The 25,986-nt window shown below is 72.5% G+C and carries 22 protein-coding genes; 12 read left to right on the top strand and 10 right to left on the bottom strand.

The genetic code is table 11. The annotated features are described in order from the left end of the window. Positions 1-111 precede the first annotated feature (111 nt). Complete coding sequence (locus ACFWAR_RS10945) at positions 112-852, bottom strand: class I SAM-dependent methyltransferase (RefSeq protein ID WP_385775386.1); 741 nt, start codon at positions 850-852, stop codon at positions 112-114. 238 nt (positions 853-1,090) lie between these two features. Between ACFWAR_RS10945 and ACFWAR_RS10950 the strand changes: the two genes are divergently transcribed. Continuing rightward, complete coding sequence (locus tag ACFWAR_RS10950; protein ID WP_385775388.1) at positions 1,091-1,597, top strand: hypothetical protein; 507 nt, start codon at positions 1,091-1,093, stop codon at positions 1,595-1,597. Between the two features lie 187 nt (positions 1,598-1,784). Beyond that, entirely contained in the window at positions 1,785-2,051 is a 267-nt protein-coding gene (locus ACFWAR_RS10955) for a hypothetical protein (RefSeq protein ID WP_385775390.1), read from the top strand. Positions 2,052-2,096: 45 nt separating this feature from the next. Here ACFWAR_RS10955 and ACFWAR_RS10960 read toward each other — a convergent pair whose 3' ends face one another. Beyond that, positions 2,097-2,582 (bottom strand): SRPBCC family protein, encoded by a 486-nt coding sequence (locus tag ACFWAR_RS10960; protein WP_385775392.1) that lies wholly within the window; start codon positions 2,580-2,582, stop codon positions 2,097-2,099. Between the two features lie 64 nt (positions 2,583-2,646). Between ACFWAR_RS10960 and ACFWAR_RS10965 the strand changes: the two genes are divergently transcribed. The 3 genes from ACFWAR_RS10965 to ACFWAR_RS10975 all read left to right on the top strand — a co-directional run bounded on the left by ACFWAR_RS10965 (position 2,647) and on the right by ACFWAR_RS10975 (position 6,101). Then, the gene (locus ACFWAR_RS10965) at positions 2,647-3,267 is read left to right on the top strand and encodes a TetR/AcrR family transcriptional regulator (RefSeq protein ID WP_385775394.1); all 621 of its coding nucleotides are present in this window, start codon (positions 2,647-2,649) and stop codon (positions 3,265-3,267) included. Positions 3,268-3,459: 192 nt separating this feature from the next. Next, positions 3,460-4,899: a hypothetical protein gene (locus ACFWAR_RS10970; protein WP_385775543.1), complete on the top strand. Its 1,440-nt coding sequence runs from the start codon at positions 3,460-3,462 to the stop codon at positions 4,897-4,899. Then, positions 4,896-6,101, top strand: coding sequence for a hypothetical protein (locus ACFWAR_RS10975; protein WP_385775397.1), 1,206 nt, complete (start codon positions 4,896-4,898; stop codon positions 6,099-6,101). Before ACFWAR_RS10970 ends, ACFWAR_RS10975 begins: the two co-directional genes overlap by 4 nt. Before the next feature lie 19 nt (positions 6,102-6,120). Here the strand turns inward: ACFWAR_RS10975 and ACFWAR_RS10980 are convergent, their stop codons facing one another. The 3 genes from ACFWAR_RS10980 to ACFWAR_RS10990 all read right to left on the bottom strand — a co-directional run bounded on the left by ACFWAR_RS10980 (position 6,121) and on the right by ACFWAR_RS10990 (position 8,633). Then, complete coding sequence (locus ACFWAR_RS10980) at positions 6,121-6,564, bottom strand: pyridoxamine 5'-phosphate oxidase family protein (protein WP_385775399.1); 444 nt, start codon at positions 6,562-6,564, stop codon at positions 6,121-6,123. Then, positions 6,561-6,686, bottom strand: coding sequence for a hypothetical protein (locus tag ACFWAR_RS10985; protein ID WP_385775401.1), 126 nt, complete (start codon positions 6,684-6,686; stop codon positions 6,561-6,563). The genes ACFWAR_RS10980 and ACFWAR_RS10985 overlap by 4 nt, the downstream gene beginning before the upstream one ends. A 99-nt stretch (positions 6,687-6,785) precedes the next feature. Beyond that, positions 6,786-8,633: an FUSC family protein gene (locus ACFWAR_RS10990; RefSeq protein WP_385775402.1), complete on the bottom strand. Its 1,848-nt coding sequence runs from the start codon at positions 8,631-8,633 to the stop codon at positions 6,786-6,788. A gap of 189 nt (positions 8,634-8,822) precedes the next feature. On the opposite strand from ACFWAR_RS10990, the gene ACFWAR_RS10995 reads away from it, so the two are divergent. Further along, on the top strand, positions 8,823-9,578 hold the full coding sequence (locus ACFWAR_RS10995; RefSeq protein WP_385775404.1) for a GntR family transcriptional regulator: 756 nt from the start codon (positions 8,823-8,825) through the stop codon (positions 9,576-9,578). A 34-nt stretch (positions 9,579-9,612) separates the two neighbouring features. Here the strand turns inward: ACFWAR_RS10995 and ACFWAR_RS11000 are convergent, their stop codons facing one another. Both ACFWAR_RS11000 and aspT (ACFWAR_RS11005) read right to left on the bottom strand, forming a co-directional pair. After that, the gene (locus ACFWAR_RS11000) at positions 9,613-10,938 is read right to left on the bottom strand and encodes a peptide MFS transporter (RefSeq protein ID WP_385775406.1); all 1,326 of its coding nucleotides are present in this window, start codon (positions 10,936-10,938) and stop codon (positions 9,613-9,615) included. 270 nt (positions 10,939-11,208) lie between these two features. Further along, positions 11,209-12,900, bottom strand: coding sequence for an aspartate-alanine antiporter (aspT, locus tag ACFWAR_RS11005; RefSeq protein ID WP_385775408.1), 1,692 nt, complete (start codon positions 12,898-12,900; stop codon positions 11,209-11,211). 272 nt (positions 12,901-13,172) lie between these two features. Between aspT (ACFWAR_RS11005) and aspT (ACFWAR_RS11010) the strand changes: the two genes are divergently transcribed. The 4 genes from aspT (ACFWAR_RS11010) to ACFWAR_RS11025 all read left to right on the top strand — a co-directional run bounded on the left by aspT (ACFWAR_RS11010) (position 13,173) and on the right by ACFWAR_RS11025 (position 18,390). Beyond that, on the top strand, positions 13,173-14,876 hold the full coding sequence (gene aspT / locus ACFWAR_RS11010; protein WP_385775410.1) for an aspartate-alanine antiporter: 1,704 nt from the start codon (positions 13,173-13,175) through the stop codon (positions 14,874-14,876). A gap of 70 nt (positions 14,877-14,946) precedes the next feature. Continuing rightward, positions 14,947-16,611, top strand: a complete 1,665-nt coding sequence (locus ACFWAR_RS11015; protein ID WP_385775413.1) for a bifunctional aspartate transaminase/aspartate 4-decarboxylase — start codon at positions 14,947-14,949, stop codon at positions 16,609-16,611. A gap of 41 nt (positions 16,612-16,652) precedes the next feature. Beyond that, the gene (gene purB, locus ACFWAR_RS11020) at positions 16,653-17,990 is read left to right on the top strand and encodes an adenylosuccinate lyase (RefSeq protein ID WP_385775416.1); all 1,338 of its coding nucleotides are present in this window, start codon (positions 16,653-16,655) and stop codon (positions 17,988-17,990) included. Next, a complete protein-coding gene (locus ACFWAR_RS11025) occupies positions 17,977-18,390 on the top strand; it encodes a GNAT family N-acetyltransferase (protein WP_385775418.1) in 414 nt (137 codons plus the stop codon). The genes purB and ACFWAR_RS11025 overlap by 14 nt, the downstream gene beginning before the upstream one ends. Before the next feature lie 102 nt (positions 18,391-18,492). Here the strand turns inward: ACFWAR_RS11025 and ACFWAR_RS11030 are convergent, their stop codons facing one another. Further along, positions 18,493-18,834, bottom strand: a complete 342-nt coding sequence (locus ACFWAR_RS11030) for a HopJ type III effector protein (protein ID WP_385775421.1) — start codon at positions 18,832-18,834, stop codon at positions 18,493-18,495. Positions 18,835-19,012: 178 nt separating this feature from the next. Between ACFWAR_RS11030 and ligA the strand changes: the two genes are divergently transcribed. Both ligA and ACFWAR_RS11040 read left to right on the top strand, forming a co-directional pair. Beyond that, positions 19,013-21,112 carry an NAD-dependent DNA ligase LigA gene (ligA, locus tag ACFWAR_RS11035; RefSeq protein WP_385775545.1) on the top strand — a complete coding sequence of 700 codons (2,100 nt, stop codon included), beginning with the start codon at positions 19,013-19,015 and terminating at the stop codon, positions 21,110-21,112. A gap of 109 nt (positions 21,113-21,221) precedes the next feature. Next, positions 21,222-21,731 carry a DUF2199 domain-containing protein gene (locus ACFWAR_RS11040; RefSeq protein ID WP_385775423.1) on the top strand — a complete coding sequence of 170 codons (510 nt, stop codon included), beginning with the start codon at positions 21,222-21,224 and terminating at the stop codon, positions 21,729-21,731. A gap of 78 nt (positions 21,732-21,809) precedes the next feature. Here the strand turns inward: ACFWAR_RS11040 and ACFWAR_RS11045 are convergent, their stop codons facing one another. Next, positions 21,810-24,593 (bottom strand): LuxR C-terminal-related transcriptional regulator, encoded by a 2,784-nt coding sequence (locus tag ACFWAR_RS11045; protein WP_385775425.1) that lies wholly within the window; start codon positions 24,591-24,593, stop codon positions 21,810-21,812. A gap of 216 nt (positions 24,594-24,809) precedes the next feature. After that, positions 24,810-25,925, bottom strand: a complete 1,116-nt coding sequence (locus tag ACFWAR_RS11050; protein ID WP_385775427.1) for a Gfo/Idh/MocA family protein — start codon at positions 25,923-25,925, stop codon at positions 24,810-24,812. Positions 25,926-25,986: the final 61 nt, after the last annotated feature.

Here is a 25,986-nt window from a genome sequence, read left to right on the forward strand (position 1 = left end):
CCGAGCACTGCGGCGCGGGCGGGGGGCACCGGGGCGCGCGGGGGGGGGACCCGGGCCGCGGGGCCGGGGGGGGCCGGGGCGACGTCGTACGGATCGGATGGACCGGGAGGATCAGGCGGTGCAGCGGATCATGATGAGCGGCTTGTTCCCGGCGTAGTCCGCCCAGAACTCCTCGCCGAACTCCTGGACACCGGCGTCGGAGACCTCCAGCGTCACCCACTCGATCCCGGTGAACCCGGCCGCCTTCAGCGTCGTCTCGAACGTCTCCTGCGACGGCGTGGTGGCCTCGAAGGACACCGGCGGGTCCAGCAGGGCCGTGAGCCGGATCCCGCGGCCGATCTCGTTGTCCCGGCCGGTCGACTCGCACAGGAACCCGTACTTGGCCAGCGAAGGCCCGTCGAAGTCGAAGTCCGGGTTCTGGGCGAACAGGTAGAACGCGCCGCCGTCGACGAGGCCGGCCCGGACGCGGTGCATCATCCGCTCGATCTCGGCGACGTCGCTCGCGTAGTTGAACGCCTGCACCGCCACGGCGACGTCGAAGGGCTCCTCGAAGTCCCGCAGGGTGGCCGTGTCCCCGACCTCGTAGTCGATCCCGAGGGGCTCTGACCGCTCCAGGGCGTGGGCCGCGTCGATCATCGCGCCGGAGATGTCGAACCCGAGGACGCGGGACGCTCCTCGTCGCTTGAGCTCGCGGCTGTAGAAGCCGGTCCCGCAGGCGACGTCCAGTACGGATTTGCCGGTGACGTCGCCGATCAGGGCGAGGAAGCCCGGTACCTCGGCGTAACGAATGACGGGCAGGGTCTTGAAGCCTTCGAACGCTTCACCGATGCCGTCGTACAACTGACCACTCATCGTGGCGGTTCCCCTCGATTTGTGGCGTCGGCTCTCATAACGAGCCGCGGCCCTCCCTCGGAGTCTTGCCGCCGGGCGGCGGGAGTCCGTACTGGCTGAAACTACGAACCTGGCCGAGTCGAGGCGGAGTTGGATCCAAACGGCGCGACCGGGCTCCGGACGTTCGCTCTGGTGCGCGATAGCATGCGGGAGAAGGGCTGGTCAGCGGGTGCGTGGGTGGGGGAGAGCGACTGTGGGCGTGCTGGATTCGGGTGAACTGGCGGCGCGTTGGTGGAAATGGGCCCTCTCGGCCCCGAGCGGGCGCAGCCCCGTGGAGGACACCACCGGAGAGCACGCGCACTGGCGCCAGCCGGCGGACGTCTGGTTCCTCGCGGGCACCTACGGCGGCCGCGTGGTGCGGCGGTGCACCGTGCCGACCGACCGGCCGCTGTTCTTCCCCGTCCTCAACACCCAGCGTCTGTCGCCGGGTTTCTCGGCGCGGCCCTGGCGCATCGAGACCGCGCGTGCGGAGGCCCACCTGAACGGCATCCCGCTGCCCCTTCGCGAGGCGTCCTCGAAGCGCTTCTGGTCCTACGGGCCGCGGGTCGCCTGGGGGTTGTGGAGCACGGTCGACCCCCTCCTGGCGGGCGACTACGTCCTGTCCGTCAAGGCCGAGGCGAAGACGGGCGGCTTCTGGGTGGACACCACCTATCACCTCACGGCCGTCGCGCCCGCCCCGTCCCGAGGCGGCGCGGCCGACGCCTGACCGCGGGCGCCGGTCCAGGCCCCGCGTCCACCGCCGCGGCCGCCCCGTGCGCGTCCGCACCGCGGCTCGATTGTTGATCTTGCTCGACACCTCGTAGGCTCGGCCTCGAAGATCGCGGAGGGTGAGGCAGGATGGGCGTCAACGAGCGGATCGGCGCGTCGCCGCGGGAGCCTGTGCGGGTGGCGGGATGAGCGCGTCGGACGACGACCGGGTGTACTGCGGCGACGAGGGCCACCTCGTGCGGCCCACCCCGGGCCGGGTGTACGTCAGGCTGGCCGGCGGCCCGCTGGACGGTCAGCTCCTCGACGTGAGCGGCCTGTCCCTGCGCGAGTGGGCGGAGGGCGTCCTCCTGATCACCGATCGCGGGCTGTACGGACCCGGCGGCCGCACCCTGTACAGCCCGTCCGAGGCCGACCCGGGCGGCCCGTTCCGCTGGGAGGGCGACACGCCCTAGTGTCGTGCCGGGCGCCGTGACACGGTGAACTTTCCGGTCACGGCACTAGCGCGCGAGCGCGCGGAGCAGGCGTACGTACGGGCTCCAGCGGGCCGGGCGGGCCACCGTGCCCGTGCGGGCGCTTTCGGCGCGGTCCAGGGCGTCCTCCAGGCAGGCGTCGTGCATCCACCGGTAGGCCAGCGGCCAGGTCAGGCGCGCCGGGCCGCTGACACCCATCGCAAGGGTGTGCCGCAGCATCGTGCGCTCGCCGTCGACGGGCAGCGCCGTGAACTCGTGGAAGCCGTCGAATCCGCGCGGCCCGCTGAAGGCGAAGCGGACCCAGGTCCCGGGCACGTACGCGGTGACCGTGTACCGGACCGGGCCGTGGCCGCCTGTCGCGCCGACCGCCAGTGGGCGGTCGAACTCCATGGCGGGCCAGTTCGCGTGTGGCCAGAGCCCGTCCGCCGCGCCTGCCGACAGGCTGTCGATGAGCGCGCCCACCTCCTTCGCCCCGGTGGTCAGCAGGCGCTCGTGCACGTTGTAGACGGCCATGCGTCCTCCGCTCCTCCGCTATTGGAGACTCGTCTCTAATAATGTGGAGGGTACTCTCTGATTCATGGCGAGACCACCCCGCTTCGACACCGACCAGATCCTCGACGCCGCCGTCCGACTGGCCGCCTCCGCCGGACCGACGGGCGTGACCATGACCGCCGTCGCCCAGGCGATCGGCGCGCCGAGCGGATCCGTCTACCACCGCTTCCCTGGCCGCGCGGCGCTCCTGGCCGAGGTGTGGCTGCGCAGCGTGGAGCGCTTCCAGGAGGGCTACTTCATCGCGCTTGGCAGCGCCCCCGATCCCCACGGGGCCGCCCGCGCGGCGGCCCGGCACGTCGTCTCCTGGAGCCGCGCCCACCCGGGCGAAGCGGCGCTGCTCCTCTACGGCGCCGCGGAGTTCGGCCGGGCCGACTGGTCCGAGGAGCACCAGGAGCGTGCGGACCTGGGCAACCGGCGCGTGTACGAATCCCTCCACCTGCTCGCCGAAGTCCTCGGCGCGGCAGGACCCCAGGACCACGAACGCGTCACCCTGGCCCTGATCGACCTGCCGTTGTCCGTGGTGCGCCGCCACCTGCGCGCCGGTGGGCCGCTGCCCCCGCACGCGGAGGACCTGGCCGAGCAGTGCGCCTCGGCCCTGCTGAGCGCCCCGCCCGGCGAGACCGCAACCCGCCCGTCGAGCGAGTAGTCGCCGGGAGTCGGCGCGATCCGGCAGAAGTCGCTGGAAGGCCCGTGGACCGCTCTGTTACGGTCCATGGGCCGGCCGCGGGACTCCGGTGCGACTTCCGGAACCTGCCTCTGAAGCAATGATTCGCAGCTCGTGCCCCCATTCCCCGGCCGGCGCCCACACCTGCGCAGCCACCTACGGGAAATGAAGCGGATGGATTCGTACGGGGACCTCGTCGCGGCCGAAGACGTGCTGCTCTTCGTCAACGCGGCGATCACCTCCACCGGTCAGCGCGAGTTCCACAGCGACGCGGGCGAGCAGTCACTGTCCCTGGACTTCCTCCACGCGTACATCCTGGGGAACTACCGCGACCTGTACGCCGGTGTCCTCGCGCTCGACATCAACGACCACAACGTGGCCCTCATCGTCCGGCGGCTGCTGGAGACCGCGGCCGAGGCCACCGCCGACCAACGCCGCAGCGAGGGCCGACTGATCGCGCGCCGACTGGCGAAACTGCCGCCGCAGCGCGTGTACGGGCTGTTCGACGCCCTGCGTCGGGCGGGGGTGAACAACCGGCGCACCCGCGCCATCATGCGCGACTGGCTGTCCGCCCGCCCCGACCCGGCGTTCGACGCGGTGAAGTACCGCAGCGCCCTCAAGCGGGCCCTGCGCCACGCACACCTGGCGCCCGCCACCCGGGAGTTGGGGACGTTCGTCTTCGCGCCGCTGACCCGCAAGCAGTACACGACCCCCCTCCTGGAGACCTGGCGCCGCGCCCACTACGAGCAGGCCGCGCTGTACGAGCTGCCCTACACGACGGCCGAGGGCTTCGCCGCCAAGCACCGCATCCCCCGGAACGTCTTCCTGGAGCGGATGGCCCCGCGGATGACCCGTCTGGAGACCCTGCGGCTCCAGGAGTCCGCGCGCAGGGCCGGGGTCACGGCGGTAGCCGCGGACCTGTCCAGGATGCCGCTGACCCGGTTGGCGACCTACGTACTGTCGCTGTCCCTCCAGGACCGCGCGGACCGGCGCGCCGAGCTGACCCACGCCCTGGAATCGGCCGCCGGCCGGGTGGCCGGGGTGCACCGGGGGAGCTGGGGCAAGGTCACCGCCGTCCTGGACGACAGCTTCTCCACCTTCGGTTCGGTCCACAAGCGCCGTCGACCGCTGGCCGTGACCCTGGCCTGCCACCACCTCCTCGCGGCCCTCGCCGACGACTACCGCGCACTGTGGACGTCCGGGCGCACGGACCCCCTGCTGACCTACCCGTACGGGCCGACGCCGGTGGGCCGACGGATCCTGGACGCGCTGGACACCGACCCGTCCAGGCTGGTGATCGTCTCCGACGGATGGGACAACGCGCCTCCCGGCCTGGCCGCCGAGGTGCTGCGCGTCTGGCGCACCCGGCTCGACCCCGAGCGCCGCACCAGCATCGTGCACCTCAACCCGGTCTACGACGCGGCGGCCTTCGACGTGCGCCGACTGTCGACGGCGGTGCCCACCACGGGCATCCGCGACGCCGAGGACCTTCCCGCACTCGTCGAACTCGCCCAGTTCGCCGAAGGCCGCACCGGCCTGGCCGAGTTGACCACCTACATGGACACCCGTGCGGCCCTGCTGATGGGCGGCCCCGACGAGGAGCGGCCGCGATGACCGCACAGGACCGGACGACCGCCCCGGAACCGAGCGCACTCGACCTGACCGGCCTGACCACCCGCCCCGCACAGGTCTGGGGCGCGGTGCGTCTGGTGCCCCTCGTCCGCGACGAGCCCGTCCACGACCTGCGCCTGCACGCGCGGCTCTACGGCGACGGGCCCGGTCTCGTCGAGGTCGGCCCCCGCGGTGCCTACGTCTCCTACGTCCCGCACGGCTTCGTCGCCACGTGGACGGGGGACGGCGCGCCCGCGGCCGCCTACGGAACCCAGTTCGCCGACGGCGGCGACGCGCCCCCGGCCGCCACGATGGGCCTGCGCTTCCACCGCCGCATGGCCCGCCGCCAGGCCAAGGACCGGCTGCGCTTCCTCCCCATGCACCTGGCCCTCGAAGGCTATCTGGCGCTGCACTTCGGCGGCCCCTCCATCGCCTGGGAGGAGTGGTCGCAGCGCGCGATCGGCCAAGGACTCTCCCCGCGCGTCGAGGAGGCCTACGTGGGCGCCGAGGTGCGCGGACTCGGCGACGCGCTGCGCATCTTCGAGATCCACCCCGGCCAGTGCGGCGTGCTGGTGTACGTCGCCGACGCCCTCGCGGCCGCCTTCGTGGTCCCGCATCCCGACGACTACCGCGCTCTGCACGCGACGCTCCTGCAGGACCTGTACGGCGAACTGATCCACCACTACGCCACCTTGATGCCGCCGGTCCAGGACTTCCGGGCCCGCATCCCCGACGCCGGGATCCGCTCCCTGGCCCAGCTGCGCACGGCGGTCGCCGAGCAGGAGCGCGACTGGGCGCACTTCCACGACGCGACCATGGCCGCCGGTCTGCTCGACCACGCCCACGCCTGGCGGACGGTCTACCGGATGGGCCGCTTCACCCTCGCGCGTTTCCTGCCGGAGTTCCGTCCCAAGCAGGAGAACCACATCGGTGAGGCCATCACCGACGAACGGGGCCGGATCTCCTACCTCAAGACCTTCCGCCTGTCGGAGAGCCAGGTCCGCCGCGGTCACCTGTTGAGCAGGCTCGCCGCGAACGACTGGAACCCGGCGGACACGGCGGCCGCTCTCGGCATCGACGAGGCGCAGCTCGGCCTGCGCCTGGAGTCCGCGGGCTTCGGCCTCCTGCTCCGCCAGGACGTCCTGGACGGCTACCGCAAGCAGGCCCGGGTCCGGGCCCGGACCGGAACCCCGCCCCGCACCTGATGTCGGATCAGGCGACTTACTAGGTCAGCCACTTGCCGTCGACCATCAGATCCCGGCCGACGATCTCGTCGACCTCGCGCCAGGCCTGGATCAGGTGCGGGCGGATGCGGAAGTACGGGTAGTCGCGCTGGTCGCGGGGGTCGAAGCCGGTCTTGGCCGCGAACGCGTCGGCCACGTCGTCGGTGATCTTCTCGGCGACGACCGCGGACCCCTCGATCAGGACCACGTCACGGGTCTGCCCGATCGTGAGCCGTACCTGGCCGCCGGCGCGGATGTTGCGGGCCGTGGGGTTGCCGGCCGCCGTCGAGATCAGGAGCGTCTCGCCGTCCAGGAGGAACGACAGCGGTACCAGATACGGCGTACCCGCGCCGTCGGCGGTGGCCACCCAGGCGTCGACGTCCTCGTCGAGTCGCCGCCGGGTGTCCTGTACGCGCTGCGCGAGCGGTCGGGGCGGGGTGGTCATGGCGTCGGTCTCCTCGTGCGGATGCGGGGGTCGGCGGAGGTCCGCCGGGCCGGTCGGTCGGCGACGCGCGGCTCGGTGTCGAGGTCCCGCTCGACCCCGACCTCGTCGCCGATCGCGTGCATGTCCTAACTCCTGCGCAGGAGCGGGGAGAAGGTGCCCGAAGGGCTGCTGGGCCTCGTGGAACGGTGTGAGCCTAGAGGTTCTCCCGAACATGTTCCAGATCATGAGCGGATGCGGCGGGCGCGGTGGCGCTGTTCGGTCGCCAGGTCGTTGGCGCGGCCACGGGTGAGCCCCGCGGAGGGGGTGAACGAGAGTTCCGCCAGAACCCGTTCGGCATGGCCGAGGTGTTCGCGCCAGGCGGGCAGCGCGGCGCGGTGGCGCGGATCGGTCCGCAGCCGGTCGAGTTCGGCGTGCAGGGCGGCCAGGTCGTGGTGGGCCGTGCGGCGGGCGGCGTGCAGGACGTACCGGTCGGCGTTCTCGTCGGCCAGGGCGTCGATGTAGTCGGCGATCCGGTCGTGCGCCCGGGCCAGGTGGCGGGTGAGGCGGGCCGCGTCGTTCTCGGGCCACAGCAGATACCCGACGACCAGCGCGACGGCGGCGCCGATGAGGGTGTCCAGGAGGCGGGCCCGGGGGACGTCCGCGCCGGCGAGGCCGAGCGGGTCGGCGAGCAGGAGCATGACCGGGGTGAGGAAGAAGGTCTGGAACAGGTACGTGCGGCGGGCGTAGGCCTGGAGCAGGCCGGTCAGGACGACGAGGGCGGCGATGCGCGGCCAGCCGGTCGGCAGGACGGCGATCAGCAGGAGGCCCAGCAGGACTCCGGCGAAGGTGCCGATGAGCCGGGTGATGAGGCGGGCGGGGACGGTGCCCAGCCCCGGCCGGACCAGGAGGGCCACGGTCAGCACGATCCAGCCCGAGCGGGGCAGGTCGGTGAAGGAGGCGATCGCCTGCGCGACGGTCATGCAGGCGGTCAGCCGCAGGGCGAAGGCCCAGGCGTCGCGGTCCGCGAACCGCTCGCCCAGGGTGCGCAGCAGGCGGCTGCCCGGCGGCGTCCAGGCGGGCAACCGGCTCGGCGGGCCGTAGTCGGCGGGCACCGGGGCCCCGGCGTGGACGACCGCCTCGTGCAGGGCGCGCAGTTCCGGGTCGACGGGCACCGCGGGCAGGGGGTGGACGGCGGTCGGCGGCGCGAGGCCGGGGCGGGCGTCGCGCTCCAGGTAGGCGGCGATGTCGGCGAGGCGCAGCCCGTAGTCCACGGGGACCGGCCGCGGGCCGCGGTGCGCGCCCGGGACCGCGGCGATGACCTCGATCAGGGCGTCCAGGGCCGCGCCCAGACGCAGGGTGGGGCTACCGGGGCGCGGGCGGGTCGGGCGTCGGCCCAGGAGCGTCTCGTGGGCGGTGTCCATCGAGGCGGTCACCGCGCGCCGCGCGGCGGACCGCGCGGACGCGGTCGCTCCGGCGGGGAGGTCCAGCAGGGCCGCGACGGCGCGGAACGCGGCGGCCACGGAGGCCCGTTCGTCGTGGGCGGAGCGCTTCATGCCGACGGCCACGGACCAGAGGATCAGGGGGAGGCCGCCGAGGACGAAGAGCAGGGGCGTGCGCCACCAGGGACCGCCGGGCGGCAGTCCGATCCCCATGGCGGTGGCCAGGAGCAGGACGAGGGTGGCCGTGTTGGCCACGCGGCCGGTGGTCGACAGGAGCCCCGAGATCAAGGCCGTGACCAGCAGGAGCGCCACCTGCGCCACGGGGGATCCGGCGGTCGCGTGGCCCAGGGCCAGCCCGGCGGCGCCGCCGAACTGGGGGAGGAGCAGCATCTGGGCCCGGACCCGCCAGGGCGCGGAACTGTCGTCGACGGCGGCTCCGTAGGCGCCGAGGGCGGCGGCCGCGCCGAGGGCGGGTTCCCCCGCGAGCTGTCCGGCCGCGAGGGGGACGAGGATCCCCAGTGCGCCCCGTACGACGAGCGCCCGGTCGACGGGCACGCGGCGCACCGCCAGCACCTGGCGCCACCAGGGCGACGGGGTGGCCGTGGCGGCGGTGCCGGTTGCCGGGCGCAGTGGGTCGGGCGCGCTGGTCACGGACGTTCCTCCCGAGAGGGTGGGGCTCGGATCGAGGGGGACCCCTCACCCTCGATTAAACCAGATGCATACCAGATGGGCGTGGATTGGGACGTGCGACACCGCGCCGCCGTGGCGATCACGCCCTTAATGCCAGATCCATACCAGATGTACGATGATTTTCTTGGTCAGCGAGAGTGGGAGCCACCCGTGCCCGTAGAGCCCAGCTTCACCCCCGTGTCCCCCACCGGCGCCCAGCCGCCCTACGTCCTGGCCCAGCAGGCGCTGGCACACGCCATCGCCGCCGGCACCCTCGCCCCCGACCAGCGGCTGCCCTCGGAGCGGCACCTGTGCGAGCAGCTCGGCATCAGCCGCTCCACCCTGCGCCGGACCCTCAAGGCCCTGGAGGAGGACGGCCTGGTCGAGTCGTCCGAGCGGCGCGGCTGGCGGGTGCGGCGGGTCGGCTTCAGCCGCTCCGCGGACACCACCGCACTGGCCGACTTCGGCGAGGTGAACCGCGATCTGGGCCGCGCGGTCACCGCCCGCGTGCTGAGCGCCCGTACCCGGCCGGCCACGTCGAGGGAGGCCGACCGCCTCCAGGTCGCCACCAAGGACGAGCTCTTCGAGCTGCGCAGGGTGCGCTTCCTGGACGGCCTGCCCGTGTGCGTGACGTACGACCTGGTACCGCTCGGCGTGGCCCCGGCCGTGGTGGGGGCGGACTTCACCACCGCCTCGCTCTTCGGCATCCTGGCCGCCGCTGGCCACATCCCGGCGGGAGCCCGGTACACGGCCCGCGCCGCCCTCGCCGACGCCGAGCAGAAGGAACTGCTGGACCTCGCGCCGCAGGAGGCCGCGCCCGTCCTGAACACGAGCCGCCTCTCGCTCGACGCCGAGGGCGTCCCGTGCGCCGACACCCGGGAGACCTACCGGGCCGACCGCTACGAGGTGCGGCTGACGCTCGGCTGAGCCGTACCGGGTGCGGCGCCCGGGGCGCCCGCGGTCATTCCCTGGTCAGCAGCCGCATCCGCGGCGTGGCCGCGCACATCGCGAGGCCCGCGAGGACGGCGAAACCGCCGAGCGTCACGTACAGCGCGGCGCCGGTCAGGTGGGTGGCCACCTGGCTGCCGATCGCGTCGCCCGCCGCCACGGCCAGGAAGAACACGCCCACGAGCTGGGACCCCGTACCGGCGGGCGCCAGTTTGTGGCTGATGGACAGTCCGGTCGGGGCGAGGAACAGCTCGCCCGTGCTGAGCAGCACGTAGAGCCCCACCAGCCAGAGGATGGAGATGTGCGTCCCCTCCGTGGCCCGGGTGGCGGCGAGGGCGAGCAGGAGGAAGGACGACCCGCCCAGGACGAGCCCCGTGGAGAACTTGGCGGGGGCGGAGACCTTCACCTTGCGCCACACGGCGGCCAGGACACCGGCGAAGGCGATGGTCATGATCGGGTTCAGCGCGGCCTGCCAGGTGACCGGGAGCCCCATCATGTCGACGTGATCGGCGGCGAACAGCTGCACGCTGGAAGCGGCCAGGTCGAGGATGCAGAAGAAGGCCACGGCCGCCGCGAAGAGCCCCGCGTACGCACGGATGCCCGCGCGCCCCCGATCGTCGAGGTCCCGGCGGCGCAGCAGCCTGCCGATGCAGACGACGGGCACGATCACGGTCAGGGCCGCGAAGGCGGTGAGCGCGCGGGTCAGGGTCAGCGCGCCTGTCGCCAGGACCGCGGCGCCCACGACCAGGACGGCGGCGACTGCCCACAGCACCCGGACGGTCACCGCGTGCGCCTCGGCGCGGGTCAGCGGACGGTCGGGCGCGCCCGCGGTGTCCCGCAGGCTGCCGGACAGCTTGAACACGACCAGGCTGAAGGCCATGGCGACGGCGGCGACGCCGAAGGCCGTGTTCCAGCCGTAGTGCAGCCCGAGCCAGCCGACCAGCAGGGTGGCGGCCAGACCACCGGCGTTGACGCTGGCGTAGAACCGGCTGTACGCCGCGTCCCGTTCCCCGTCGGATTCGTCCGCGTACAACGTGCCCACCATCGCGGTCATGTTGGGCTTCTGCAGCCCCGTACCGATCGCGATCAGCAGGAGGCCCGCGTAGACGCCGGTCGCGCCCGTCTCCAGGGCGAGGGCGACGTGACCCGCGAGGATCGCGACTCCGCCGGCCAGGGCGGCCCTACGGGCGCCGATCAGCCGGTCGGCGATCCAGCCGCCCGGGAGCGCGGTGAGGTAGCAGGCGGACAGATAGGCCCCGACCAGACCCACCGCCGTCGTCTTCGGCATGCCGAGACCGTTGGCGGGGTCGATCAGGAAGAGCGCGAGGACCGCCCGCATTCCGTAGAAGGACCGCTAAGGAGAACCGCTCCGCCGCCTCGCTCAGGCACAGCGGCAGCAGACCCTTGCGGGTTCGGTTCTCTGCGATCACCTCCGTCCGGGGCTCGGTGGACGTGGACATGGTGGTGCTCCAGCTTCTCGGGGTCTTCCGTACGGGGGTGGGGCGGTCACGGTTCGCACGCGGCCCGCCTCCCTAGATGTACCAGATGGGGACCAAACGGAAAAAGGGCCTTTTGGCCAGGTTGTCGACGCTTTGTGCCCGGCCGTGGCTCACGTGCCGAGCAGGCCCACGAGGAGCGGGCCCGTCAGCGGGAGCAGGAAGTTGGACAGGGCGTAGGTGATCGTGTAGCCGAGCATCGGCACGGAGCTGTCGGCCGTCTGCGTGATGGCGGTGATCGCCGGGGTGGAGCACTGCTGTCCGGCGATGGCGCCGATGAGCAAGGGCCCCTCGATCCCCAGCAACCTGCGACCGACGAGCAGGGAGAGGGTGGCGGGTACGAGGACCATCGCGACGCCCGCCACCGGCAGCAGGGCCCCGTACTCCTTCAGCAGCGGCCAGGCCATGGGCCCGGCGGTCAGCCCCGTGCACGCGATGAAGAGGGCCAGGCCCATGTCCTTGATGGTGGTGGCCGCCTGGGCCGGGAAGGCGCCGAAGGTCTGCCGACGGGAGCGGAACCAGCCGAAGAGCAGCCCCGAGACCAGGCAGCCGCCACCCGTGCCCAGCGAGAGGGGCGCGCCGCCGAGGCGGACCACGAGCTGGCCCAGCAGGGAGCCGGCGACGATGCCGAGCCCCAGGTACGCGAAGTCGGTGACGTCGTTGCGGGTGATGGCGCCGACCTTGGCCGCGGCCGCGCCGACCGCGGCGCGGGCACCGACCATCGTGACCACGTCGCCGCGCGCCAGTACGGTGTCCGGGCCCGCGGGCAGGCGCCGCTCGCCGCGCAGCACCTCGGTGACGTGGACGCCGCGGCCGGTGGTGTTCGTCCGGGCCGCGTGCGCGCCGGGGGCGCGGGTACCGGCGCCGGTCGCGCCGGTGACGGCGACCCGCGCCGTGACGAGCGGCCGGTCGACACCGGGGATCGCGGGCGTCTCCGGACCGATGGCACGACCCGCCCCGATCACGGCCGCGCGCCGTCCGACGATCAGCACGAGGTCGGACAGGAGCAGGGTGAGCCCGGGGGTCGGCGGGAGGTCCTTCGAGCCGCGCCTGACGGCCTCGACCGTGATCCGTCCCTCGAAGGAGGCCTCCAGGCTCCCGACGGCGCACCCGTCGGCCCGGGTGACGAGGTGGGTGCGGCCCACCAGGCCGGGCAGGGACTCCCGTTCGTCGTCCCCCGGGCCCGCACCACCGCCACTGCCGCCGCCGCTCATCCGCTCCCACAGCCCCCGCGAGGCTTCGCGCAGGTCGATGCGGAGCAGCATCGGCATGATCTGGCTGGTGTAGACGACGATGGTGATGAGGCCGAAGAGGTAGCAGACGGTGTAGGCGGTGGCCACGTGCCCCTGGTAGGCGCCGATCTGCTCCGCCGACAGTCCGGGCAGCTTGCCGATGGCTTCGCTCGCGGTCCCGACCACGGCCGACTCCGTCGCGGCTCCCGCCAGGATCCCGGACGCGGTTCCCACGTCCAGGTGGAAGGCGCGCGCCAGCAGCCACGCGATGCCGAGGACGGACGCCAACTCGATCAGGCAGAGGACGAGGAAGCGCAGGCTGCGCCGGCCCAGGCTCGCGAAGAACTGCGGACCGGCCTGGTAGCCCAGGGCGAAGATGAACAGGGCGAAGAACACGGTCTTCACGTCGCCGTCGACCTCGATCCCGGCCCAGGCGCCGAGCAGCAGCGAGACGATCAGCGTCCCGCAGATCCCGCCCAAGGCGATCGGGCCGACCCTCAGCCTTCCCGCGAGGTGTCCCAGGGAGAGGCACAGGAACAGGGCCAGTTCGGGATGGTCACGCAGGACGCCCATGGGTCCCCCTCGCGTCCGTGCGAGCAGTTCTGGCGCGCCCGCGTGCGGAGCGGTTCCGGGTGAGGTTCACGGCTGACATATACCAAACATATACCAGATGGAAAACAGGCCACGAGCTACGCACATCTGGTCTCTGTTTGGTATACCTTGAATGCGAAGGGCGCCGGGCACGGCCCGCGCCCCACTCCCACCGGCCCCGTCAGGCCGCCGGCTCCGCACGTGACCACCCCTGCGGACGACGACCTCCACCAACAACCCCACAGGTCAACCCCATGATCGATTTCCTCAGCCGGAACGTGTTCACCCCCCACCCCGAACTGCTCGTCTTCATCACCGTCGCCCTGGGCTTCCTGATCGGGAAGATCCGCTACAAGGCCATCGCCCTCGGATCGGTGACGGGCTGTCTGATCATCGGCCTCGTCGTCGGCGCCCAACTCGGCGTCCAGATCGAGGGAACCGTGAAGAACCTCTTCTTCACGATGTTCCTCTTCGCCCTCGGCTACAAGGTCGGTCCCCAGTTCTTCCGCGGTCTGAAGAAGGACGGCCTGCCCCAGGTCATCAACGCGATCGTCGTCTGCGTCACCGGTCTACTGGTCTGCTGGGGCTTCGCGGCCCTGCTCGGCTACGGACCCGGGCTCTCCGCGGGCCTCCTCGGTGGGGCGCTGACCCAGTCCGCCGTCATCGGCGTGGCCGGCGACGCGATCTCCAGCCTCCCCGGCCTGGGCGCCGACGCGGTCAAGGACCAGTCCAACCTGGTCGCCATCGGCTACGCCGTGACCTATCCGCTGGGCACCATCCTCGCCGCGATCCTGCTCTCCTCGATCATCCCGCGGCTCTACCGCCGGAACCTGGCGGCGGAGTCCGCCGAACTCGCCGCCGAGATGGACGCCACCGAGGAGAACCCCGACCTCCACGAGGGCTACTACCGGATCGTCCTGCGCGCCTACACCCTCCAGCGACCGGACCTCGTCGGCCGCACCATCGAGAGCTTCGAGCAGCGACAGCAGGAGCTCGGACGACGGATCTACATCACCGGAATCCGGCGTGCCGGAGCGGTCCTGGAACACGGCCCGGACACCGTTCTCGCCGAAGGCGACGTGCTGGCCGTCTCGGCACTGCGCGGCTGCCTGGTGGAGTTCGACCCCCGTGCCCGGATCGGCGTCGAGGCCGACGACGTGGAGCTGCTCGGGTATCAGACGCAGACCCTGCACGTGGTCGCCTCGAAGGGGAAGCAGCTCGGCCGCACCATCGCCGACCTGCGCAAGGAACCCTTCATGGTCGGTGTCTACGTCGACAAGCTCTACCGATCGGGCGCCGAGTTCCCCTTCCGCCTGTCCACCGAGATCGAGCGCGGCGACACCGTGGTCCTGTCCGGTCCCAAGCGGCTGGTGGACCCGGCCGGCAAGGCCATCGGCAAGCCCGTGCCGACCTCCTTCGCCACCGACATGATCTGGATCGGCCTCGGCATCTTCCTCGGCGGCTGCATCGGCATCCCGGCCCTCAAGGCCGGCGGCATCCCGATCTCCCTGTCCACCTCGGGCGGCGCCCTCATCATGGGCCTGGTCTTCGGCTGGATCCGCGGCAAGTACCCCACCTTCGGGAACGTGCCGCCCGGTGCGCAGTGGTTCATGGACACCTTCGGCCTGTGCCTGTTCGTGGCCGTCGTGGGCATCAACGCCGGTCCGTCGTTCACCGCCGGTCTGTCCCAGGCCGGTTGGGGGCTGCTGATCTTCGGCGCCATCGCCACCGTCATCCCGCTCGTCATCGGGTTCCTGGTGGGCCATCACATCCAGAAGATCCGCTTCCCCATCCTGATGGGCGTACTGGCCGGTGGACAGACCACCACCGCGGCCATCGGCGCGATCAACGAGTCCTCCAAGAGCCAGATCCCCACCCTCGGTTACACCGTCCCCTACGCGATGGCGAACGTGATGCTCACCATCTGGGGCGCCGTGATCGTGCTGCTGCACCACTGACGCCCGCGCCGACCGCGCCGGTCGCGCGGGAAGTGCGGATCCACCGCCCCATCACGCAAGGAGCCCACCGATGAAGACCAGCTTCACCCGCGAGGAGATCCAGTCCTTCGCCCAGCTCTCCCCCTTCGAGTTGAAGGACAAGTTCATCCAGATCGCCACCGCGGTCCAGGAGGACGAGCCCGGCCAGAAGGGGACCACCGCCCGGGCCATGCTCAACGCGGGCCGCGGCAATCCGAACTGGATCGCCACCGGTCCCCGCGAGGCGTTCTACGCGCTCGGCTACTTCGCCCTGGAGGAGTCCCGCCGGGTGTGGACGGCCGACAACCTCGGCGGCATGCCGGAGAAGAGCGCCATCGCCGCACGCTTCGACTCCTGGGCCCGCCACCACCCCGAACTGCCCGGTGTCGAAATGCTCCAGAGGTGCGTGGACCTTGCCGTGGCCAGGTTCGGCTTCGACCGCGACGCGTACGTCCACGAGTTGACCGACGCGATCACCGGCGACAACTACCCGGTTCCGGACCGGATGCTCGTCCACGCCGAGGAGGTCGTGCGGGGCTACGTGGCCGACGAGATGTTCGACCGCCGTCCGCCGGCCGACAACCTGTCGCTCTTCGCGACCGAGGGCGGCACCGCCGCCATGTGCTACATCTTCGACTCCCTGATGAAGAACGGGATCCTGAAGAAGGGCGACAAGATCGCCCTGATGACGCCCGTCTTCACCCCGTACATCGAGATCCCCGAGCTCGACACCTTCGAGTTCGAGGTCGTCAACGTCAAGGCCAGCCTCTTCTCGGAGGCCGGGGTGCGCGAATGGCGCTACCCCGAGGAGGAGGTCGCCAAGCTGGCCGACCCGTCCGTGAAGATGGTCTGCATCGTCAACCCGTCCAACCCGCCGTCGTTGGCGCTGAGCGAGCGGGTCGCGGGCCAGATCAAGAGCATCGTCGACACCAGCAACCCGAACCTGCTGATCGTCACCGACGACGTCTACGGCACCTTCGTGCCGAACTTCCGCTCCATCGCCGCCGACATCCCCCGCAACACCCTGCTCGTGTACTCGTACTCCAAGCACTACGGCTGCACCGGCTGGCGCCTCGGAGTCATCGGCCTGCACGACGACAACGTCATCGACGAGATGATCGCGAACTTCCCGCAGGACCAGAAGGACCGCCTCGCCAAGCGCTACGGCACCCTCACCCTGGAGCCCGAGAAGATCCGCTTCATCGACCGCCTCGTCGCCGACTCCCGCTCGGTGGCCCTCAACCACACCGCCGGTCTCTCCCTGCCCCAGCAGGTCATGATGAGCCTGTTCTCCCTCTTCGACATGCTGGAGGAGGGGCAGGAGTACAAGGTGAGGCTCCGTCAGATCGTGCACCGGCGCCTCGACCTGCTCCTCGAAGGCGCCCAGATGAAGATCAGCGAGGACGCGGGCCGCGCCGCCTACTACATCGAACTCGACCTGCTGGCCGAGGCCGAGCGGGTCCACGGCAAGGACTTCGCCGACTTCCTCGAAGCGAACTACGAGCCCGTCGACCCGCTGTTCCGCCTCGCCGAACAGACCTCGGTGGTCCTCCTCAACGGCGGCGGCTTCGAGGGCCCGCAGTGGTCCGTCCGGGTGTCGCTGGCCAACCTCGACGACCTCGACTACCTCAAGATCGGCCACCACCTGCGCCAGATCTTCGAGCAGTACGCCGAGGAATGGGCCCACTCGGCCCACCCGGTCGACTCCGCGAACTGACGGTCCGCCGTCCACCATCCATTCCGAAGGAGAGGTATCCCGTGATCGAGCGGTACACGCGCCCAGAGATGGCGGCGCTGTGGAGCGACGAGACGAAGTACGCGACCTGGGCGCAGGTCGAGTTGCTGGCCAGTGCGGCGCAGGCGTCCTCGGGCGTGGTCCCCGAGGCGGCGCTGGCGGACATCGCGGCGGCCCCGCTGCCGTCCGTGGCCCGGATCCGGGAGCTGGAGGGGGAGCGGGACCACGAGATCCTCGCCTTCCTCGCGGCCTGGACCGAGACCATGCCGCCGGAATCGGCCCGTTGGGTGCACCACGGCATGACCAGCTACGACCTGGTCGACACCGCGCAGGGCCTGCTGCTGGCCCGCTCCGCGGACCTGGTGCTCGACGCGGCCCGCGCCCTGACCGGGCTGCTGGTCGACCGGGCCGTGGACCACTGGGACACCGTGTGCGTGGCCCGCACCCACGGCGTCCACGCGGAGCCGACCACCTTCGGGCACAAGCTGGCCGTCCACGCCCACGCCATGGGGCGGTGCCTGGAGCGGCTCACCGCCGCCCGCCGGGCCGTCGCGGTCGGCACCCTCTCCGGCCCCGTCGGCACCTACTCCCACATCTCCCCGCAGGTCGAGGCGTACGTCTGCGGCGCCCTGGGCCTGGGCGTGGAACCCGTGCCCACCCAGGTCGTCGCGCGCGACCGGCACGCCGAACTGCTCGCCGCCCTCGCCAACACCGGCGCGGTGGTGGAGCAGTTCGCCCTGGAGATGCGGATGCTCCAGCGCACCGAGGTCGGCGAGGTCGAGGAACCCCGCAGCGGCGCCTACCAGGGCTCCAGCGCGATGCCCCACAAGCGCAACCCCACCACCAGCGAGCGACTGTGCGGCCTGGCCCGCATCCTGCGCGCGAACGCCGGGGCCGCGTACGAGAACATCGCGCTCTGGCACGAACGCGACCTCGCCCACTCCAGCGTCGAACGGGTCGTCCTGCCGGACAGCCTCGCCATCGCCCAGTACCAGCTGGTCTCCGCGGCCGCGCTCCTGGCCGGCCTCGAGGTCGATGCCGAACGGATGGCCCGCAACCTCCGCGCCACGCACGGACTCATCTACTCCTCCGAGGTGTTCCTCGCCCTCGCCGCCGACGGCATGGACCGCGAGCGCGCCTACCGCCTCGTCCAGGCCGCCGCCGACGACGCGCGCACCACCGGGTCCCCGCTGACCGAAGCGCTGGCCGCCCGGGGCGTGAACGCCCCCGAAGCGTGGTTCGACCCCCGCCGCTTCCTCGGCAACCGCGACCACCTGAAGTCCCGACTCGACGCCCTCAGGACCTCCATCCTCAGGACCGACACCCTCACGAAGGAGGACCCCCGCCATGTGGAGCTGTGAACAGGTCATCGGAGCATCGCTCGACGTGACCGAGGTGGCCGCCCTCTACCGGGCCTCCACCCTCGCCGACCGGCGCCCCGTCGAGGACACCGGCCGCTTCACGACCATGCTCGCCGGAGCGGGCCTCGTCGTCACCGCGCGCGACGGCGACGGCCGGTTGATCGGCATCGCCCGCTCCCTGACGGACGGCACCTACGCCACGTACCTCAGCGACCTCGCCGTCGACGTGGCCTGGCAGGGCAAGGGGGTCGGCCGTGATCTCGTCCGCGCCACCCGGCAGGCCGCTCCGAAGGCGAAGCTCATCCTGCTCGCGGCGCCCGCCGCCGTCGACTACTACCCGCACATCGGTTTCGAGCGGCACCATTCGGCCTGGACCCTGGTCGGCGCACCCACCGGCTGAGCCCGGTCGGCACGGCGCGGGTCCGCCCGCCCCGCGTGCGCCGTCGGAGCGCCCGAGCACGTCGCTGCGCGGGCGCTCCCGCGGCTTCGCGCGGGCGGTGCGTCAGCTCTTGCGGGCCAACGGCTGCCCGGCGAAGCTCACCCCGGCCAGGCCGTGGGCCATGAGGTTGCGGATGTTGCCGTGATCGGTGCCGTCCGGCGTCGCCAGCACGCCGCGGTAGTACTCGCCGAAGGCCAGCAGCGCCTCCTCGTCGCTCAGCCCTTCCAGCAGGGCAAGTCCCAGGGTCTTGCAGGACCCTTCGTTCTCACCCGCGGCGTTCGTCAGCTCCCCGTTGCGGAACGCCTGCGGCTCGTAGGCGTAGTGCGCGGCGACGAAGGCCAAGGTGTCGGCGAACGCGTGCTCACCCGACGCGAGGCTTGCCCGCAGCGAGTTCAATTCGGTCATGGTGGTTCCCTGGGTTGAACGGACGATCCGACCGCCGTCCGGGACCGGACGACGGTACCCACCTTAAGGACAGCCGGGGCCGTCCCCGCAGCTCACGATGTGGGGACGGGCGGCCGCGGTGCCCCCGACCGGCCGCGGGCCGGGTCGAACGGGGGCGTTGTCAGTGGTGGGCAGCATGATGAACTCCATGACCGAAAACAGCGCCCTGCTCTCTCCTGCCGCCTACGCGGAGGCCGTCACCACAGCCCTGGCGGCGTCGGCCGCGTACTACGGCGACGGGACCACCCCGCTCGGCGACGACGAGTACGACGGGCTGCTGCGCGCCATCGCGGCCTACGAGGACGCCCACCCGGACGAGGCGCTCGCCGAGTCGCCGACCGGGAAGGTCGCGGGCGGGGCCGTGCAGGGGGACGTGCCGCACTCGGTGCCGATGCTCTCCCTCGACAACGTCTTCGACGCCGACGAGCTCGCCGAGTGGGCGGCGGGGCTGGAACGGCGCCTCGGGCACCCCGTGGCCGGATGGTGCGTGGAGCCCAAGCTCGACGGCCTCGCCGTGGCCGCCCGGTACCGGGGAGGTCGGCTCGTACAGGTCCTCACCCGCGGCGACGGCCTGGCCGGGGAGGACATCACCCACGCCGCCGACGCCGTACTCGGTCTGCCGCCGGTGCTCACCGAGCCGATCGACGTCGAGCTGCGCGGCGAGGTGCTGCTGACGACCGAGCAGTTCGAGGAGGCCAACCGGATCCGGCTCGCCCACGAGGCGACGCCCTTCGCGCACCCGCGCAGCGGGGCGGCCGGCACGCTGCGGGCCAAGGACCGCCCCTACCGGATCGAGTTGACCTTCTTCGGCTACAGCGCGATCGGCCTGGACGGCCTCGGCCACGTCGCCCTGCTGGAGCGGCTGGCCGTGCTCGGCGCGAACACGGCCGCCAGCACGGCCGCCGCCCCGACGCGGTGCGAGACCGTGGAGCAGGTGCAGGAACGCATCGATGTGATCGCCGGACTGCGCGGTGACCTGCCCTTCGGGATCGACGGCGTCGTCGTCAAGGCCGACACGGCCGAGGACCAGCGGCAGGCCGGCAACGGCTCGCGCGCCCCGAGGTGGGCGGTGGCCCGGAAACTGGCGGCCGAACACAAGGTGACGCGCCTCCTGGCCGTGGAGTGGAACGTCGGCCGGACCGGGATCATCGCCCCGCGCGCCGTCCTGGAGCCCGTGGTCATCGACGGCGTGACGGTCACCTACGCCACGCTCCACAATCCGTCCGACATCACCCGCCGCGGGCTCATGATCGGCGACCAGGTGTTCGTGTACCGGGCCGGCGACGTGATCCCCCGGGTCGAGGCACCCCTGGTCGACCAGCGCACCGGGGCCGAGAGACCGATCGACTTCCCCGAGGCGTGCCCCCGCTGCGGCGATGCGATCGACACCTCCGAGCAGCGCTGGCGGTGCGTGCGCGGCCGCGGTTGCCAGGCCGTCGCCTCGGTGATCTACGCCGCCGGTCGGGACCAGCTCGACATCGAAGGCCTCGGCGGCACGCGCGCGATCCAGCTGGTGGAAGCCGGTCTGGTCAAGGACGTCGCCGACCTGTTCACGCTGACCCGCGAGCAGCTCCTCGGCCTGGAGCGGATGGGCGAGACCAGCGCCGCCAACCTCCTGGCCGCGATCGAGACCGCCCGCGGGGCCGCGCTGAGCCGGGTGTTCTGCGCCCTCGGCGTCCGCGGCACCGGACGCACGATGTCCCGCCGGATCGCCGCGCACTTCGGCTCGATGGCCGCGATCCGCGCCGCCGACGCGGAGACGCTGGCCGGCGTCGACGGCATCGGCGCCGAGAAGGCCCGTGTCATCGAGGCCGAGCTCCTCGAACTCGCCCCGCTCCTGGACCGGCTCCGGGCCCAACAGGTCGGCACGCAGGTCACCGAGCCGCAGCGGCCCGCGACGCCGAAGGCGACCGACGCGACCGACGCGAGCGCGGCCGGGGACCCGGCGGACCCGCACGGTTCCGAGGCCCCGGCGGGCGGCCCGCTCGCCGGACAGGCGGTCGTGGTGACCGGCTCCATGACCGGCCCCCTCGCGGTGTTGTCCCGGAACGAGATGAACGAGCTGATCGAGCGGGCGGGCGGAAAGGCGTCGTCGTCGGTGTCCAAGCGCACCACCCTCGTGGTGGCGGGCGAGAAGGCCGGCTCCAAGCGCGCCAAGGCCGAAGAGCTGGGCATCCGCATCCTCGACCCCGAGGACTTCGCCACCCTCGTCGCCGCCCTCCTGCCGACCACCTCCTGACCCGCCCCGGCCCGGCGCCCCGCAGGACGGGGCGCCACCCCGCCCGGGCCGGTTCGCGGAAGTGCCGGGGTGGGGAAGTGCTGGTGCGGGGGATCGCTAAGCTCACGCCATGCCCAACGACCCCGGTTTCACGTGCTCCTGCTGCGGTGCCCACCACGCCGAGCTTCCCATGAGCTACTCGACGGCGGCCCCCGATGTCTGGGACGCCGACTTCGAGAGCGATCCGGACAGCACGTTGTCCTCCGACCAGTGCGTGATCAAGGGCCAGCACTTCTTCATCAGGGGGCTGATCGAGATACCGGTGATCGGTAGCCAGGACGTCTTCTCCTGGGGTGTCTGGGTCTCGCTGAGCAGGGACAACTTCGCCCGCGCCCAGGAGATGTGGGACACGCGGGGCCGCGAGAGCGAGAAGCCGTACTTCGGCTGGCTCAGCACCGAGCTCGCGCTCTACTCGGAGGGCACCACCGACCTGAAGACCAACGCCCACACCCGCCCCATCGGCAGACGGCCCTACATCCAGCTGGAGCCCACCGACCACCCGCTCGCCGTCGAACAGCGCACCGGGATCACGCTGGACCGCGTGCGCGAGATCGCCGCGGCGGTGCTGCACCCGGCCTGATCGGGCGCGCATCGGGCCCCGTCCGAGGTCGCGGACCACACCGCGTCGTCGCGGTGCGCGGGCCCGCGCTTCCCGCCTCTACGACGGCACCCGGACCCCCAGCGCGCCGGTCAGTTCCGACCGGCGGCGGACCGCGAGTTTGCGGTAGACGCGGGTCAGGTGCTGTTCCACCGTGCTCACCGTGATGTACAGCTGGCTGCCTATCTGTCGGTTCGACCGGCCCGCCGCGGCCAGGGAGGCCACCTGGCGCTCGGCCTCCGTCAGGCCGACGGCCGCCGTGTCCGTCGGCGCGGGAGCCCCGGCCCCCGCGGCGGGCGGCCCGGCCGGAGCGGGCGCCGGGGGAGCGTCCAGCGGGGGCGCGAGGTCCTGGATCCGGTGGGGGGCGCCGGACGCGGCGGCCAGGCACTGCGCCTCGTTCCAGCGGGCCCGCGCCGTGTGCGTGACGCCGTCCGCCAGGTCCACGTGGCTCAGTTGGGCGAGCACCCGGGCGAGCGAGAGCCGGTTGCCGGTCGTGCGCAGGGTCCGCTCCGCCTCCTCCAGGCGGGCCCTGCGCCGCCCGGGATCGTCGACCGCGGCCAGCACCTCCAACGCGCGACCGCGGGCGTCGGTCGGCCGGTCGCCCTGCACGATCTCCGCCACGGCCAGCCGCCGGGCCTGCTCGGGGTCGTCGAGGGCCAGGTACGCCTGCGCGGCGTAGGCGCGCCAACCCAGCGGGCCGAAGGGGTTCCCCTGCCGGGCCCCGTCCGCCGGGGCGCACGCCGCGAAGTCGTCCAGCGCCGCGTGCGGACGGCCCGATTCCAGCAGGTAGCGGCCGCGGGCGAGCCGGTACAGCGGGCCGAAGGACGAGTCCCACATCTCGTCGGGGACCGGACGTTCCAGGTAGCGCACCGCCTGGTTCGCATCCCCCATGAGGGTGTGCGCGGCGATCAGGACCGACAGCGGCATGCCGACGGCGACGCCCCAACTGCGGTCGGGCAGCAGCTCCAGCGCCAGCGCGGCGCTCTCCGCGGCCGTGCGCAGGTCTCCCAGGTGCCACCGCAGGTGCGCCCGCAGTCCGGCCAAGAGGGCCTTGCGGGCCGGGAGTTCGTCCGGGGTCAGTCGGCTCCACTGGTCCTCGCAGAGCTGGTCGGCCAGGGTCATCTCACCCTTGCTGGTGAGTTCCAGCAGGGCCGCGAGATCCAGCTCCCGAAACCACCGGGGGTTGATGGCCGCCGGTACGGACCGCTGTTCGCCGGTGTGGTGGGCGTCGCCGCCGGGCGCGGTGGCCCCCGCCGCGTGCCGACCGGAGGCGGCGCCCACGACGTCCACGACGCCGCCGACCCCGGCGTCGCGGAAGTAGCCGTGCACCACCGGATCGTCGAGCAGTTCCGGCCACAGGCACCCGATCAGCGCGTGGAACCCCCGCACCTCCGCGTGCGCGTGGGCCGGTTCGCAGGTCTCGACCAGGCGGCCCATCACCTCCCGCGCGCGGTCGCGGCTGCCGAACCAGAGGAACCAGAGGACCAGGAGCCGCAACGCGCCGCAGTCCGCGTGCCCGGCGCGCGCCGCGGCCAACAGCCGGTTCACGTCGGGCTCCGCGGCCAGCGGATTGACGTAGCACTGCGTGCCGATCAGCGAGGCGACGACCCGGCCGCGCTGCGCGCGGTCGAGGTCGGCCCGGTCGGCCAGGCGCAGACAGGCGAGCGCCCTGTCCGCCCGTCCGGCCATGAGGAGTTGCTGCCAGGCGAGCCGCAACACCCGCACCTGGGACGGGTCGGGATGTTCGTCCGCCGCGACGAGGTGGTGGGCGACGGCGGGCGCCGGGGCGCCCTCGCCGAACAGCAGCGCGGCGGCCCGCGCGTGCAGGCCCGGCAGTTCGGCGCCGAGCATGCTCAAGGCGGCGCCGGGGACGTCGGGGTGGCGGAAGCCGTCGCTGCCCAGCAGGCCCGCGCGTTCGAGTTCCGCGAGGTGCTGCTCGATCTCCCCGGGGTGACGCTCCAGCAGGCGTGCGGCCCGTAGGGGGTCGGCGTCGTCACCCAGCACGGCGAGGGCCTGGACGGTCTCCGCGAGCCGGGGGTGGCGCACCAGCGCGGCGGCGTAGGCGGTGCGGAAGGCGGCCCCGACGTGGATCGCCGACGAGGGGCCGGCGGCCGAGTCCGGGCGCAGGTCGCGGACGAGCGCGGTGGCCAGCGCGGGGTTGCCGCCGCTGATCCGGTGGACCGCCCCGGCCAGCTCGCGGGAGGCGGCGGCGCCCGCTTCGTGCTCCAGCAGCCGTGCGACCTCCTCCTCGCGCAAGGTGGCGGCTTCCATCAGCCGGGCGTCGCAGAGCCCGATGAACTCGAGGTGGTCGCGGATGCCGTCGCGGGAGGTGCGCGGATAGGCCATCACCAGGGTGATCCGGTGGGCCCGGGCCCGGCGGGCCAGGTGGAGCAGACAGGACTGCGAGGCCGGATCCACGTGGTGGGCGTCGTCGACGAGGACGAAGCCGCCGGCGGGCCCGGCGGCCGCGACCAGTGCGCAGATCAGCTCCTGCACGGCGTGCGCGGATAAGGCGCCGTGCTGTTCCATGGGCGAGGGGACGGGGGGAGCGTGGGGCGCCGCGCCGGGCGCGTCGGCGAGCGCCGCGCCTTCGACGAGTCGGTGCACGGCCGCGCGGACGGCGCCGGGAATTCCGGATCCGTGCACGAACTGTTCGAGGAAGGAAAAGGGGACCGCGCGTTCATCGCGAAAGCCGGTGGCGTGCAGACACACCGAACCGGAGGCGGCGGCGCGTCTTTTCACCTCTTCCAGCAGGAAGGTTTTCCCTGTTCCGGGGCCCCCTTCCAGGAGGATGACGCCGCCGTGCTGTTCGGCCCGTTCGATGAGCTCATCGGCATAGGACAAAATCCCGTAGCTTTCCATTCGCATCCCACCATCCCGTTCTCATGCGAGGAACAGCACGGAACGGAACGGACCCGACCGGCAGGGCAGGCGGCCTCCGGCCCAGTGGTGGTCGAGTCTACGTCGGGACCGGTGGGGCATCGGGGAGCAGGGATCGGTATTCCGCCATTGTCCGTACAAAGGAACGGAATCGGACGCGTGCGCTCAAGCCTCCCGCGTTCACGGACTCGTCCGCGTGTGCCCATCATTGGCCGGAACAGCACGGTCCACTCGCTGCGGGAGACCGGTCCGGGCCGACGCGTAGATCGCCGTCACCACGGCCACCGCCAGGCGTCCGCCCGCCCCGTCCACGAGGGGCGGCCGCCCCTCGCGCACGGCCTCGCAGAAGTCCAGGAGCTGGTCCCGGTGCGGCTGGTACAGCAGGCCCGAGGCGTCGCGGGCGCCGTCGCCCGCCAACTGCGCCGCGTAGGCGGCGGACTGGTCCGCCGCGCCGAAGGCCCCGTAAGCGGGCGCGTCCTCGCCCTCCGCGGCGAGGTGCAGGTAGGCGAGCTTGTCGTCGTCGATGACCACGGAGCCCCGGTCGCCGTTCACCGCGGTCCGGGCGGTGCGCCCCGGGTAGGCCGCCGTGGAGGCGAGCAGGGTGCCCAACGCGCCGTTCTCGAAGCGCAGGCTCGCCGTCGCCACGTCCTCCACCTCGATGCCGGGATGGGCCAGTCGCGCGGTGTGCGCCGCCACCTCCACCACCGGCCCGGCCAACCACTGCACCAGGTCCACCGCGTGGATCGCCTGGTTCATCAGCGCCCCGCCACCGTCCAGGGCCCGCGTGCCGCGCCAGGTGCCGGACGCGTAGTACGAGGCTCCGCGCCACCAGGACAGCTCGGTCATGACCGAGGTCACCCGGCCCAGCCGACCCGACTCGATCGCCGAACGGGCCAGCCGGGCGGCGGGGTCGAAGCGGTGCTGGGACACCACGCCGAGGGTGCGCCCCGTCTCCCGGGCCACCGCGATCAGCCGGTCGGCGGCCTGCGGCGTCACGTCGACCGGCTTCTCCACCAGTACGTGCTTGCCCGCGCGCAGCGCCGCCTCGGCCAGCTCCGCATGCGTTCCGCTCGGGGTGCACACGAGTACGGCGTCCACGTCCCGCCGGGCGAGCAGCGCGGCCACGTCGGTCGCCTCGCAGCCGACCTCGGCCGCGAGCGCCGCGGCCCGCACCGGGTCCCGGCCGACGACCGCCGCCAGCCGTGCCCGGCCGGCCAGCTCCGCGTCCTCCCGCGTCAGCAACCGGGCCAGGAAGCCGCCGATCGACCCGCAGCCGATCACTCCGAACGTGAGCACGCGATCTCTCCTCCAGTAGGGGCCGTGGGGTCGGCCCGGGCAGTGCGGTGGTGCGGGTGGC

The sequence above is a fragment of the Streptomyces sp. NPDC059917 genome (assembly GCF_042730635.1).
GTDB lineage: Bacteria > Actinomycetota > Actinomycetes > Streptomycetales > Streptomycetaceae > Streptomyces.

Excerpts from the sequence above, each read along its gene's own strand:
- ACFWAR_RS11025 (WP_385775418.1), top strand. The coding sequence starts at position 17,977 with ATGTGGAGCTGTGAACAGGTCATCGGAGCATCGCTCGACGTGACCGAG.
- ACFWAR_RS10985 (WP_385775401.1), bottom strand. The coding sequence starts at position 6,686 with ATGCACGCGATCGGCGACGAGGTCGGGGTCGAGCGGGACCTCGACACC.
- ligA (WP_385775545.1), top strand. The coding sequence starts at position 19,013 with ATGAACTCCATGACCGAAAACAGCGCCCTGCTCTCTCCTGCCGCCTAC.
- aspT (WP_385775408.1), bottom strand. The coding sequence starts at position 12,900 with ATGGGCGTCCTGCGTGACCATCCCGAACTGGCCCTGTTCCTGTGCCTC.
- ACFWAR_RS11000 (WP_385775406.1), bottom strand. The coding sequence starts at position 10,938 with ATGCGGGCGGTCCTCGCGCTCTTCCTGATCGACCCCGCCAACGGTCTC.
- ACFWAR_RS11040 (WP_385775423.1), top strand. The coding sequence starts at position 21,222 with ATGCCCAACGACCCCGGTTTCACGTGCTCCTGCTGCGGTGCCCACCAC.
- ACFWAR_RS11015 (WP_385775413.1), top strand. The coding sequence starts at position 14,947 with ATGAAGACCAGCTTCACCCGCGAGGAGATCCAGTCCTTCGCCCAGCTC.
- ACFWAR_RS10965 (WP_385775394.1), top strand. The coding sequence starts at position 2,647 with ATGGCGAGACCACCCCGCTTCGACACCGACCAGATCCTCGACGCCGCC.
- ACFWAR_RS11030 (WP_385775421.1), bottom strand. The coding sequence starts at position 18,834 with ATGACCGAATTGAACTCGCTGCGGGCAAGCCTCGCGTCGGGTGAGCAC.
- ACFWAR_RS10955 (WP_385775390.1), top strand. The coding sequence starts at position 1,785 with ATGAGCGCGTCGGACGACGACCGGGTGTACTGCGGCGACGAGGGCCAC.
- ACFWAR_RS10945 (WP_385775386.1), bottom strand. The coding sequence starts at position 852 with ATGAGTGGTCAGTTGTACGACGGCATCGGTGAAGCGTTCGAAGGCTTC.
- aspT (WP_385775410.1), top strand. The coding sequence starts at position 13,173 with ATGATCGATTTCCTCAGCCGGAACGTGTTCACCCCCCACCCCGAACTG.
- ACFWAR_RS10970 (WP_385775543.1), top strand. The coding sequence starts at position 3,460 with ATGGATTCGTACGGGGACCTCGTCGCGGCCGAAGACGTGCTGCTCTTC.
- ACFWAR_RS10975 (WP_385775397.1), top strand. The coding sequence starts at position 4,896 with ATGACCGCACAGGACCGGACGACCGCCCCGGAACCGAGCGCACTCGAC.
- ACFWAR_RS10960 (WP_385775392.1), bottom strand. The coding sequence starts at position 2,582 with ATGGCCGTCTACAACGTGCACGAGCGCCTGCTGACCACCGGGGCGAAG.
- ACFWAR_RS10980 (WP_385775399.1), bottom strand. The coding sequence starts at position 6,564 with ATGACCACCCCGCCCCGACCGCTCGCGCAGCGCGTACAGGACACCCGG.